The organism is Butyrivibrio sp. YAB3001 (genome assembly GCF_900112195.1).
GTDB lineage: Bacteria > Bacillota > Clostridia > Lachnospirales > Lachnospiraceae > Butyrivibrio.
The window spans coordinates 92,114-105,274 of record NZ_FOKR01000004.1; the positions used below are offsets into that span (position 1 = coordinate 92,114).

Below are 13,161 nucleotides of genomic sequence, written 5' to 3' on the forward strand. Positions count from 1 at the left end.
GACTGAATACCTGTTGTAATGCTAAGCTGTCTCTGTGCGTTCATCGCTGTAATGTTGTGTTGTACTACCATATTAATTTCCTCCTTGAAATTGTACGGTGGCATCCTTGCCACTCGTTTACTTATTATGAGACTGTTCCTATGCTGGCTAGAAACTATCTCTTTGTTTTACACCTTTATTATCGACTATAATTCTAAAAACTTTAGAGGATATTTTATTAAGAAAATATAAACTTAGAAAAACGGCAGCTTTCTTTCGAAAGCTACCGCCCAAAATATCTGTTATATTACTGAAGAAGTGAAAGAACTCCCTGATTTGTTTGGTTAGCCTGAGCCAGCATCGACTGTCCTGCCTGTGCAAGAATATTGTTGTTCGAATACTTAACCATCTCAGCTGCCATATCTGTATCACGAATCTGTGATTCAGCTGCTGTTGTGTTCTCATTAACGTTATCAAGGTTCTTGATTGTGTGCTCAAGTCTGTTCTGAACTGCACCAAGATCTGCTCTCTGTGAAGAAATACTAGTAAGCGCTGCTTTTATATGAGTAATACTGGACCTTGCATTATCGCCGCTAGAACCAGTAACCTTAACATTGATTACGCCAATTCCTGTTGCACTAAGTGACTGAATGCAGATCTTAATTGTATCTGATGTTACATTATCAGTACCAACCTGAAGGTTCTTATTTAAGAACGTTCCATCAAGAAGATTCTGTTCATTAAACTTTGTAGCACTTGATGTTCTGTCAATTTCAGAAATAAGTGCATTTACTTCCTGCTGAATGTAAGCACGATCCTGTGACTGTAATGTATCATTAGCAGCCTTTGTAGCAAGTTCATCCATTCTCTGAAGCATATCATGAACTTCATTAAGAGCACCTTCTGCTGTCTGAACTGCTGAAATACCATCCTGAGCGTTAGCTGAAGCCTGTGTAAGACCTTTGATCTGACGTCTCATCTTTTCGGAAATTGCAAGACCTGCTGCATCATCTGCTGCCCTGTTGATCTTGTAACCGGATGATAACTTCTCACTTGACTTCTTCTGATTGTCTGTCGTAATTCCAAGCTGTCTCTGAGTGTTCATTGCAGTAATATTGTGTTGTACTACCATAACTTTTCCTCCATGAACGGCCCCCGCCTCCTTGCTGCATTCCGTTTTATGTTTTCTATTTGCAGCTTACGTGGACTCCTTTCCATGGCTGCTTGGTTTTTATTCACATTTATAATATCGGCAACCTTTTTACTTACTTAACCCCTTTTGAAATATTTTTTTATTTTATTTTGATAATTTAAAATATTGTTGCAGCACGAATAAAACAAAATTATACACACTATTCTGATTTTCACTCTACATATGAAAATCTAAATAATAAAAGACCTCCTAAAGCCGGATTCATTTCCAACTTTGGAGGTCTTTGCACTTTTATTACCTTATCAATTCTTATTATCCAAAAACTGTGGTGGTACATCCTTATAATTTGTCATTGTAGTATAGTAGTTATACGCTGCAGCCGATGTCTGTCTGTTAAAATTCATCTTCTGCCTTGCTGCACTAAAATACTCTTCTGCCATTTTTTTGTTTCTACGCTCTGCTGCCTCTATAGAAGCGCTAAGTCCTGTAATATCCTTGATGTATTCCTGCATTCTTCCAATCTGAAGCTTGTACATATCTTTGTCCTTATTGACATCTTCTTTTACCCTGTCAAAAAGTGACTGGAACCCGTCATCAAGTTTTATAAGCTGTTCAATGAGCTCTCCTTTGATGTCCAGGATCTCATCAAATTCAGCCTGATTTACTTCATCCGGTGTTTTCAGGAGTTCTCTTTGTCTTTCGTTTTCCTCCTCAATCTTTTTCATTACATCAATTTTTTTCACAAGACTTTCTTCGAGCATATCAAGACTAGCAGATACCATAACTTATCCCCCTAAAAGTTTTATGCTTCCTTAACGTATACATGATTAGCTTTCATAACTTCAATCCAGTTATCCCGGATTGAATGCATATGCCCATTAATTTCTTCGATAATCTCCTTATCCTTAGTCAGATTCGCTTCAACTAATCTTTTGTCGATATATGAGTACATATTCTCAAAATCCTGAGCAACAGGATATTTCATATCAAGAGTCTGACGCAGATAGTCGATAACTCTCTCAGTCTTTATGATATTTTCGTGAGCTTTCTGGATATCTTTTTTCTCTATGGCAAAATCAGCTATATTAAGAAATTTGATTGCTCCATCATACAATAAAAGTGTAAGCTCCGGTGCGCTTGCAGACATGATCTTGTTATTCTTATACTGTGCATAAGCTGCTCTTTGTTGTGCGCTAAGTACTGGCATATACTACCCCCTCGTTAGTGAGATTTAAACCTATATGAAATATATTTGTGATTCCAAATAGATTCAGTTGCGTAATTGAGTTATAAAACATTCTTATTTTACTGGCTTCCACCGCCAAAGAAACCTGATAGTGAAGAGCTTGAAGAGTTGATCTTGGAAAGCGCTGTCTCCATCCTTGTAAACTTGGAATAAAGCTTATCCTGAGCTGCATCCAATGCCTTCTGTGCATCATTTATCTTAGTGTTATAAGCACTGTACTGTGATGCCATAAGCTTATCTTCATAAATTGTGAATGCACTGCTATAAGTAGTACCTTTCATAAGGTCTGATACTTTAGTGTACATCGCATTACTAAACTGCTGGAAGAAGCTCTGTACAGCGTCAGGATCAGATGAAATCATAGCTGTAAGAAGATCTGTGTTTCCACTTGTAAGTGAATCCTCTTTATCGCCATCTATATGAAGCGCATCTCTCTCATTCTCTTCAGTTGAGAAATAACTTCCTGTAGCTATTCCAAAGCTTGCAAGAGTAAGAGTTTTGGTAGTTCCATCACTAAGTTTAACGTCAAATCCCTTATTTGTTATTCCTCTAAGGCCTGTTCTGATGTTACTGATTGTCTCATCACCACTGAGAAGTCCATCTTTGATCTTGTTTTCCCAATCCTTGACCTCTTCATCGGACATCTCATCTTTCTGCTCATCGGTAAGCATCTTATACTTCTTCGCAGCATCCGCATTATAAAGAGTTGCAAACTCTTTCATAATGCTATTATATTCTTTTAACATCTTCTTGATGTTATCATATATGCCGCTTGTATCCTGCTTGGTGCTCAGAGTAATGCCTGATGCAACCTCATTTGCAGTGATTGTAAGACCATTTATATTGAAGGTATTACTCTTTGAAGTATATTCAACGCCGTTAAGCTTGATCTTTGCATCCGAGCCTGAAACATAGTTTGTACTGTTAAAGCCAAGCTTCTCAGCAGCATCGGAATTAACTGCTGCAAAGTTGTATGAATCACCACTACTCTTGGCTGATACAAAGAATCTGTTATTATTTTCATCATAGTTGAAATTAAGTTTTGTTCCGGTTACTGATGAAGAAGCACTCTGAAGCTTTGAAAGCACATCAGAAATTGAATCTGTAGCTTCATAATCAACCGAAATTAGATCTGAGTTGTTTCCTCCAATAGCAAACTGAAGAGTTCCGGACGTCAGTCCCAGTTCACTCATTGTCGTAGACTTTTTAGCTCCTTCATTGCTGGTCGTCTTAACATCATTACCTGTCAAAAATGCTGACTTTGCAAGTGATGTAATATCAAGAGTCTGGTCAGTTGCCATAGCTCCGTCGCCGGTCACAACAGAAACAGCATTTGCATTTGATGCAGTTGTAGTTTTCTTGGTATATGCTGAAGAAAAACGCATATTACTAAGTGTTCCGTTGTAGAAAGATACCATCTTCTTATTGAGGTCTTTCCACTTATCCATCTTCCATGTAAGTTTCTTCTGGTCACCAGTATGCTTGGTAACCTTATCCTTTTGTCTCTGTGTCAGGGCAGTGATGATACTTTCAGTATCAAGTCCTGAGTTCATACCTGTAATTCTGATTGGCATATGCTTCTCCTTTCTCAATCCGTGAGTGCGTTTCGTCGACATCCATGTCAAACTGTATTGCAGTTCTTAGAACAAAGAGTTGCTTTGCAACTCTTTGCGCGCTGATGCGCGCAAGCTTTAGCTTGCATATACATCTGCGCATCAGTCGCATCCATAGCGGAGCGTTTTTTATTTCATAGGAATGCGGAGCAATTTCCTATGAAATGAAAGAAACTGCAACCCAAGAATTACCGTTACCGCTTTTCGTCGACCATAATTCCTGCTATCTCCCACACCTTGGCGATCATATCAAGAGTCTCCTCAGGTGGAAATTCCTTGATAACCTTCTTGGTATCCTTGTCTACCATCTTTATGGTCACACGATTGGTCTTGTCATGAATTCCAAATACTGCCTCAGCATTGGAAATCATCTTCTTGTTGACTTCGGAAATAGCCTTTCTTATTTTTTCATTATCTGCCTGAATCTGCTCTTCTGTCTCTTCTATACGAGCCTGCAGCTGAGCATATCCATTCTTTTCAGATTGTGCATCACCATTGGACTCTCCTGAGTTCTCAGTAGCTTCAACTTTGAGATCAATGGTATTAGTTGTGCCATTTGCCTCTGCTTCAGCAATCTCGGACTGAGACCGGCTCTGTTCCTGAGACTGCGTTTTAAACTGGGGCTGCGTCTGCTGAATAAGCGGACTAAATCCGTTGATTGCTTCCATTCCCATAGCTACACCTCCATGTTAATACGGGACATATGATACATTACAATATTTCTCATCTCATATATCGGAAGCATTTTTCATAATTTTATATACAAGGAAGCAATTCTGATAAAATTAATAGAAAATTAATAATTCTCACAATTTCAAAATCTCAGGAAGAAGTTTTGTGTAGGCAAAGTTTTCAAATACCTTTTTTTGCCCGTTTCTTGCTATCTGCTGCCTTTCTTCTTCATGGTCCAGGTAATAAGCTGTTTTTTCCACCATTTCTTCCGGAGTATAAGCAATCACAAGATCCTCTCCATCCACAAATCTCTCCGCAATCTCCTCCTGATAATTAGTTAAAAGAAATCCTCCTGCAGCCAGGATATCCACTACCCTAAGCGGAATTCCGGAAATAATCGACCTGAGAGTGATATTTAAATTTACCTTGCTCCTATGGAAAACTCTTGGCATCCTTGTCATGTAGTCTGCAATCCCTAAGTTACAAACACCTTCTATCGGCTTTGCGTCCGGATCAGAATACAAAACGGTATCAAAGTATTTTCCCATTTTTGCAAGAATGTTTCTTCTTTCATTCACAGTGACTTTTTTTCTCAAGATATCAAGAAGTATCTTATTATAATCAAGGTCATATTTGCCTGTTTTCTCAAATTGAACATACTCGCCAAGTCGCTTTATATGTTCCTGATTAACTATCTCGGGATTGGTAAAAAAGTCCATTCCAAAAACTCGCTCCTGTGCCACTATCACAGCATCAATATACCCCTTAAGTTCAGGCGGGAGGTAATTTATCTGATCATAGAAATTATATTCGTTATCATATAAGCTCCCCAGGAAACAGACATCATGCTCATAGATAATTCTTCCATCTGTTTCTGAGTCAAGCTTATCGCACATATCTTTAAGCCTTATGGCATTTACCGCAAGTGTTGAGTGGCGGACAGTATCTATACCCTTATCCTGCATTTCTTTTTCAAGGCTTTTATCAAATAAAAATATATGGTTTACAGAGTTGGAAGTAGTGTGGGAATGCAGAGTATAATGAGGACAGTCAAACACCCATGAGATATATGGAATTTCGTATTTTTGACATACTTCTGAAACATTCGGAAAATAGTCAAAGCTAAATACCAGATCATAATAACAAGTTCCGCTATTATTCTGACCCAAAGGCACCTTAAAAAGAACCTCTCTAAATCTCTGATCCAGCTCCGGAGTAAGATCATATGATTTGGAAGTGCATTTAATACAGTCAACTTCATGGCCAAGTCTTCTCATGGCATCACGGCAGTCCTCACCGTTAAAATCATCCCAGTCATAATATAAAATACGCATATACCCTACCTGTTTGACAAAAATACTGTAAATATCAAAAGTGATGTTACTGATTGTTCCATATTAAGCACTATCACAATCCAACATAAATAGAAAAGCGCCGATACACACTCCATGTATCGGCGCAATAATCCATTCTTAAACAAATATTGCAAAATCACAGCAGCTTTTTGAGCGCCTCTATTCCCGCCATATCATTAGCCTGTTTATTTTCATTCTGAATCTGAACATAAACTTCTTTTCTATAAATAGGAATCTCCTTAGGTGCTGAGATACCTAGTTTTATCTGGTCTCCCCTGATATCCAGAACGGTAATCTCAATATTGTTGTTGATAACAATTGCTTCATTCTTTTTTCTTGATAATGCTAACATTTTTCTCTCCCTCCATGGTTTCAAGTCAAAAACATCTTGCCGTTAAACTCTTCTATGTAATTCTCTGCAAATTTTGAAAAAATCCAGTATGCTGAATCTTCAAAGTTCACAGTAACATACAAATATTTGCTCCCAAAACTTTTCTCAAATAACCATTATAAAAGCAATTTTTTACTCTTTGTTCTTCTGCAGAATATCATAGATAGGGAACTTTACAGGATAGTCGTCGTTTTCAACAATTGTCTGAACGCCTCTCATACCCTTTGAGTCAATGATAAATGGTCCCATAAGATTTGCTGTCATGAGTTTGAGATCATGAGGAACTGTGACAGTCACAAGCACAAGCAGATCATCGGAATCAATATCGCCAACCTCATCTGCAACACTGACTGAAACTTCCGGTTTATAGTCAGGCTTAACAGTTAGCGGATCTATTACAGGCATTGCAAAAGTCGGTTCTTCGATAGACTGAAGCCACTGGATAGTTCCGGAGCCCGGCTCTTCCTCATCACGCATAAGCGTAAATCTCTTCAAGTCAGGAAATCCGATTATTCCATTAGAAAAAGAAATAATCTTGCTATCATCAATTTCTACATCACCGAAGATTCTTGTTGATAATTTCATGTCATAACCTCCATATTAGATAAACAGCTTCTATTCGCAAGGAGCTTAACAGTTGCGATAATGACACTTGCCACAAATTAATTATATACGTTTTTTCGTCTTTGTGCTATATTTTATTGTTTTATTACAATTCCATTATCTTTCAATTGTCAATAAACAGGTACTAACGTCTTAGAAAACATTGATTTAATCATTTTTTCATCAGATATAATTCATCAACGAGCTCTGGCTTATCTTACCTGTTGCCATAAGGCTGGCTTCGTATATAACCTGCGCGGTTGTAAGCTTTGTCACTGCTTCAGCAAGATCTATATCTTCGTTGTCAGACTTAAGCGCTTCGAAAGTTGTAGTCTGCTCCATAAGTCTTGAATCCACAAGTTCAAGTCTCTTTGCTCTTGTTCCGTTGGAGGTAACTGCAATATTTGCTGTATCAAGGGATTTCTGAGTTGAAGTAATCTTGTGCTCAAATTCTTTTTGTATTTCATCCCTCAAGTAACTATATGCTTTATTTGCTGCATCTATCTCCGCCTGGATCTTTTTCTGTTTATTCTTTTCAGTTGTCTCTTTGAGTCTCTGTTCAAGAGTTTTAATGGTATTATTTACCTGCTTAAGTTCATTCAGTATTCTTGAAAGGTCGCTGACATCTCGTTTTACATTAGTTGTGAAAACCTCCTCAGCAGTTGTATTGACAACAACCGACTGTGAAAATCCTACATCATAAGCAATCTCATGTGGAGCAGTTCCCTTGTTATAAAGAATAGACTTATTATTCTCATCCCAGTAAGTACAGCTGAAAAGATTCTCAGGTCTGATATCGCCTTCTACCCACTCTTTTTTATCATAAATAACATCGATTGAATTTGCATTTATGATATCCGGAAGTGTGGAAAGTTTCTTCTTCAAATAATCATTTAGTAAAAGTTCTCCGGTGGATGCATTGAGGTAAACCTTGGCATTATCACTGGTATCTACCGAAAGTGCCTCATAAGCAGCATCTATGTCCTCTTCTTTTGTCGTGGAATAAAGAATACTTGCCGAATCAACAGTAAGTGTATTTTCTTTATAAGAAGCATGCACACTTCCGTTGCTTGTAACCTGAATAATGGAATTAGCTTCTGTTCCATCTGCATTTGCTACAGCATTGGTATCTTTTATTGTAAATGTGCCATCACTATTGACTGTAGCCTCAAATCCGCTCAGGTCATTTCCGTTATCATCCTGCGCAGAAAGCTTTATTGTATAGGACTGTCTCACTGCCGGTAAAAGAGGAACCTTAACAGATTTCTGTCCTGCATCGTCAGTATAAGTTATTGTTGCTATCTTCTTTGTTTCTTTACTCGTTATTGCTGAACTGACATTTCCGGTTTCATCATCCTGGAAAACGCCTTCTCCTGAGAGGTTAAATATTCCTATATCAGTACCGTTTTCATCAGTTGCTGTTATTTTATATGTGCATACATCCTGCGCATCCCTGGTGGTTTCTACCTTATAAGTAATACCTTCACTGGTAATCTCATATGAATCTGCATTTGTTCCGGGAGTTCCACTATCTGTAGGCGCTGCTGCCGGAAGCATAACGCTCTTGGAAGTACCAGCCTTAGTAATATATGTCAGATTTATCACATCAGTAGATTCCACTACAGTGCTTGTTGCAGGCTGAACCAGATCTTCTCTGAATTTGAGCTGAAATTCTTTATTATCGCCATCAATATAATCAAGATTGTCATAGGAAAGTCTAAGTCTCCCTACTGTCTTCTCAGATATATCGTGTTCATAAATAGTCTGACTAGTATCGTCCAGCACTGTCGAAGAATCAATCTTATATTTTCCGCAAACCCTGTGCGAATCCGTTATGTTCTTTGCATTAAACTCATCATTTATATCCGTATAAGTCGCGGTTGTAGTCTTATCATATGATAAAGACCTGTCTGTTCTGTATCCTGTAAAAACATATCTTCCGGCATAGTCAACATTTCCTGTTGCATAATATTCTTTTGCCAGAGCATCCATCTGTGTGACAATTATGTCAAGATCGTCCAGAGTCAGTTCCTTATTTGAACCTTTGTTAGCCTGCTTGACACTGTCAGTCAGTACTGAAGTAATTGTCGAAAGAGCATCACCGGTTACTTTAAGCCAGCTGTCCGCATCCTTGGCATTCTTTTCATAGTACTGTTTAAGCTGTGTCACGCTGCTTCGAAGTCTCAGTGCCCTAATGGCAACAACAGGATCATCGGAAGGCCTGGTCAGCTTTTTTCCTGTAGCCATCATGGTGTTAAGCTGATCCTCAGACACCTTATTATTATTGATATTGTAAAGGGAATTGTTCTGCATGATCTTATTGGTAATGCGCATAGGGAAACCTCCTGAAAAAAACTATTAGTATGCTGTGCACATGGATGCTGCACTTGGATGCTGCACTTGGATGCTGCACATCACACACCGGTTTCGAGTATCAATCTGTCATATATTTCGGTCAAAGTCTGGATCATTTTAGAGGAAAGCGTATATGCATTCTGGAATTTTACAAGATTTGATGCTTCCTCATCCTCATCAACGCCGGAATCCGAAAGACGCTGATTGCCGATTGTCTTTTCAAGCGCTGTATAGGTTTCTTCAAGCGTGTTAGCGTTACTTGTATTAAGAGCCACATCCGCAAGAACTTTTGTAAGGAATTCGCCTGAAGTAGCGCCTCTGAAGATTTTCTTGGTATCAAACATTTCTTTTAATCTATCCATGTTGTGATACTCGGATTCACCTTCTGTAATATCAGACTTAGTTGCCAGCCTGTCGCAGTTGTCCTGAAGTACTGAATTCACATCAAAATTTCCACCTCTAAGGAAATAGTAGCCCTTGTTCTCAGAAAGTGATGTAAGTTCTTCATAGCTGTACTGAGCCACTGAGTTTCTATCCTGAACTCCTGTTAAAAGAAATACGCCATCCAGTGAATCTGATGTATAGCCGCTTACCATTATGTCGTTAACTGCTGATGAAAACTGTCTTATCCATTCATTCATCTGTTCAAGATAATAGGGAATTCCTTCGTAGCTGTTTCCAAAGCCGATTGAAGCCGCTTTTCCTGTAGCAGGAACACTCTTTCTCACATAATCTGAAGGCTCTCCGCCGTTATCCAGAACAAATTTATATTTTGAACCGCCATCATAGGACCAGCTGTCATATTTGTACATCTTTGATCCTATTGTTATCTGTCCGGCTTGTGGAATCGTACATTTATTCATATCCTTCAGATATGCCACATCACCGACATCAATTTCCACTGTATATATCAGGTTTCCGTTTCCATCTCTTTCATAGACAGGATTTCCGGATGTATCAACTTCCTGATTACCATTTGCATCAAGTACGGGTATAAGTTGCGGCGTCCCGCTGATTCCGTGGAAATACTGCGAGTTATTTCCATCTCTTATTGCCAAAAGACCTTGGAGTTCTCCGCCAATTATCCTTGAATCCATCTGGAAATCAGAAAGATCTGAATAATCATCACCGTCTTTATAGTTGGCATATGCCCACTTAAGTTCAAACAGTCCGTCAACATCGTTCTGATTGACACCACCGTCAGATTCTCTTGCAACACACACAAGCTTCCTGTACTCATAAGAATCAACCAGCTGATAGGAACCGCCTATCCACACCTGATATCTGGTTGCGCCTGTAACTCTGTCCGGGTCATTCTCATCCTTTACAGGTGATTCCTTGACTTCAACAGAAACAATTTTTGACAGTTCATCGATAAGCACATCTCTCTTATCTCTGAGTTCATTTGCTGTGGTTCCTGTCATCTCTATTACATTTATCTGTTTGTTAATACTTGCAACTTCCTGGGAAATAGCTGTGATTCTGTCAGCGCAGAGCTTAATCTCAGCATTAACATCTGCCTGTTCATTCTGAAGACTTGTATAGACACTGTTGAAATACTCTGTGAGGCTTCTCATGGATGAAACAAAAGTTGCTTTCGCTTCCGTTGTGCCTGCTGCCTTTTTTACATCTTCCATGGCAACCTTCATCTTATCGAAAAGAGATGTAAATCCTGTCGTTCCATCATCAGCAAGATACTGCTCGATAAGCTGGTTATAATAGTTCTTTTGCTGTACATTTCCAAGAAGCGACTCATTAGTCCTGTACTTCACGTCGTAGAAATTGTCTCTTACTCTCTCTATTGCAATAGTCTCAACACCCGCGCCAGCACAACCATAGCGGGCAAAAACTCTTATAGGATCACTTGCTTCCTGTTTAACTTTCTGCCTGCTGTAGCCCTTTGTATCCGCATTAGATATGTTATTGGCAGTTGTGTTCAAAGACGCATTTGCTGCTCTGAGTCCCGACGCTGCAATATTTAATCCAAAAAATTGTGATGGCATAGGCTTCTCCTTTATCTCTGGTAAAAAAAGTTATTACTCAACTTCCAAGTGTATTCAAAAGATGCTCAAGCATTTCACTTACTACGTTTATATATCTGCTGGAAGCATTGTAAGCATTCTGGAACATGATCATAAGTTCAAGTTCTTCATCACTTGAAACACCTGCTATCTGCTCTCTGCCTGAATCAATGGCATCAACAGTCTTTTCCTGAGCTTCAAATATTCCTTTATATACATCTCCTGAATTTGCCACCTGTGAAACAAGACTGTTATAGTAGGTTATAAAGCTATTCTTGGTGCTGACATTGGGATTTAGCACGTAGTCTTCAGTGGTGAAAGCCTTTTTTAATGCCTCCATCGTCGCCATATCCTCATTTCCTTCTATTGTCCTGAAGGTGAAGACTGTAGGATCCTGAATAAAAGTAGAATTCACCTGAGTGTTCATGATAGTAAATCCGGAATAAAGCGTATTTTTATCAATATCGCCAATGTCATACATAACTTTATCGTCTTTGTTAGCGACAACAAAAAGATCAAAATCCTGTGGAAGTCCCAGGGTATCATCAAGATTTGCCGGATTAGATTCTGCTTCTTCCAAGACCTTATTGACCTCAGTTACTACAAAGTGGATAAGCTGATCAAACTCAGCCTCAACATTCATAAGAACTGACTGTGCAATGTGTTTGTTGTAGTAGTCAGGATCTTCATAGATATCATGATATGTAGCGTGATGATCGCCTCTTGCCAAAAGAACTGACTTTAACTTGCCAACATCTGTATTAGTGGAGGTGGAAACAGTCTGTGTCAGATCAAATATCTTTGCTCCGTCAATACTGTCTACTATCTTTTCACCGTCCTTGTCATAATGAGTCTTCGCTGCGAATTCCCAGTAAGGAGTTGCATATCTTTCGCAGCTTTCAAGGGTTCTGTCGATTGCTATGTGATTAACATGATCGGTGGTAACAAAGGCTGTCCCTTCAAACAATACAGTCACATTTCCAAATATATCTTCCTTGTAATCTATCTTTCCATACTCACCAAGCTTATCTAAAAGAAGATTTCTCTCATCCCTAAGGTCATTGGCATGTTCCTGTTTGCTTGATTCAATCTCTGCAATCTTCTCATTTAGTTCTTTTATCCTGTCACCATAATAGTTGATGTCTTCTACAATTCCCTCGATAGTGGCATCAAGATTATCCTGATAAGCTACAAGTCCTTCATAAACGCTCTTAGACCTTGCAAGGAACTCGTTAGCTCTTGTTACCAATGCGCTCTGATTAACTGCTGAGCATGGGTCTTTTGCCAGCTCCTGCACAGCTGTCCAGAAATTATTTAAAGAAAGAGCAAACTCCTGACCATCCATTTCCTGAAGCTGATCTTCAATCTCTTCAAGAGCCCTGGTAGAAACATCGTAAAAATCTTTTCTTCCAACCTCACGCCTGTATTCTACATCAAGGAAATCGCCCCTTACCTGTTTACAGTGATTATAGTTAACACCGGTTCCTATCTGTTTCCAGGCAATTACAGTGTAATCGCGCTCCAGGGTCTGATAGGGCATTGTTCCCTGCTGAACCTGCTGCCTTGTATACCCTGTTGTATCAAGGTTTGCCATGTTATGCGCTGTTGTATTTAATGCATTTTGGGATGTTGTAAGTCCTGATTGTCCTACATAAAGATTAGCCATTAAAGACATAGGGATTCTCCTTATATACTGGATAAGTGATGTAAAAGATTGCCTTGGTACTCTATATATCGGTTAAAAAGCTCTCATCTTTACCCTAAAAATGGGCG

General features: G+C 38.9%; 11 protein-coding genes. All 11 read right to left on the minus strand.

Features of this window, described 5'->3' with window-relative positions:
- Window positions 1-286 precede the first annotated feature (286 nt).
- Window positions 287-1,111 (minus strand): flagellin N-terminal helical domain-containing protein, encoded by an 825-nt coding sequence (locus BM086_RS05565; protein ID WP_092324663.1) that lies wholly within the window; start codon window positions 1,109-1,111, stop codon window positions 287-289.
- A gap of 323 nt (window positions 1,112-1,434) precedes the next feature.
- Window positions 1,435-1,914, minus strand: coding sequence for a hypothetical protein (locus BM086_RS05570; protein ID WP_092324666.1), 480 nt, complete (start codon window positions 1,912-1,914; stop codon window positions 1,435-1,437).
- A gap of 20 nt (window positions 1,915-1,934) precedes the next feature.
- Window positions 1,935-2,339, minus strand: coding sequence for a flagellar export chaperone FliS (gene fliS / locus BM086_RS05575; RefSeq protein ID WP_092324668.1), 405 nt, complete (start codon window positions 2,337-2,339; stop codon window positions 1,935-1,937).
- 98 nt (window positions 2,340-2,437) lie between these two features.
- Window positions 2,438-3,952, minus strand: a complete 1,515-nt coding sequence (fliD, locus tag BM086_RS05580; protein WP_175560124.1) for a flagellar filament capping protein FliD — start codon at window positions 3,950-3,952, stop codon at window positions 2,438-2,440.
- A gap of 233 nt (window positions 3,953-4,185) precedes the next feature.
- Window positions 4,186-4,665: a flagellar protein FlaG gene (locus tag BM086_RS05585; RefSeq protein ID WP_330391530.1), complete on the minus strand. Its 480-nt coding sequence runs from the start codon at window positions 4,663-4,665 to the stop codon at window positions 4,186-4,188.
- Between the two features lie 132 nt (window positions 4,666-4,797).
- Window positions 4,798-5,997 carry a glycosyltransferase family protein gene (locus tag BM086_RS05590; protein WP_092324673.1) on the minus strand — a complete coding sequence of 400 codons (1,200 nt, stop codon included), beginning with the start codon at window positions 5,995-5,997 and terminating at the stop codon, window positions 4,798-4,800.
- A gap of 157 nt (window positions 5,998-6,154) precedes the next feature.
- On the minus strand, window positions 6,155-6,370 hold the full coding sequence (gene csrA, locus BM086_RS05595) for a carbon storage regulator CsrA (RefSeq protein WP_092324676.1): 216 nt from the start codon (window positions 6,368-6,370) through the stop codon (window positions 6,155-6,157).
- A 171-nt stretch (window positions 6,371-6,541) separates the two neighbouring features.
- Window positions 6,542-6,994: a flagellar assembly protein FliW gene (fliW, locus tag BM086_RS05600; protein ID WP_092324679.1), complete on the minus strand. Its 453-nt coding sequence runs from the start codon at window positions 6,992-6,994 to the stop codon at window positions 6,542-6,544.
- A gap of 201 nt (window positions 6,995-7,195) precedes the next feature.
- Window positions 7,196-9,346, minus strand: a complete 2,151-nt coding sequence (locus BM086_RS05605) for a flagellin N-terminal helical domain-containing protein (protein ID WP_092324682.1) — start codon at window positions 9,344-9,346, stop codon at window positions 7,196-7,198.
- Between the two features lie 80 nt (window positions 9,347-9,426).
- The gene (locus BM086_RS05610; protein ID WP_092324685.1) at window positions 9,427-11,370 is read right to left on the minus strand and encodes a flagellar hook-associated protein FlgK; all 1,944 of its coding nucleotides are present in this window, start codon (window positions 11,368-11,370) and stop codon (window positions 9,427-9,429) included.
- Between the two features lie 37 nt (window positions 11,371-11,407).
- A complete protein-coding gene (flgK, locus tag BM086_RS05615; RefSeq protein ID WP_092324688.1) occupies window positions 11,408-13,063 on the minus strand; it encodes a flagellar hook-associated protein FlgK in 1,656 nt (551 codons plus the stop codon).
- Window positions 13,064-13,161 lie beyond the last annotated feature (98 nt).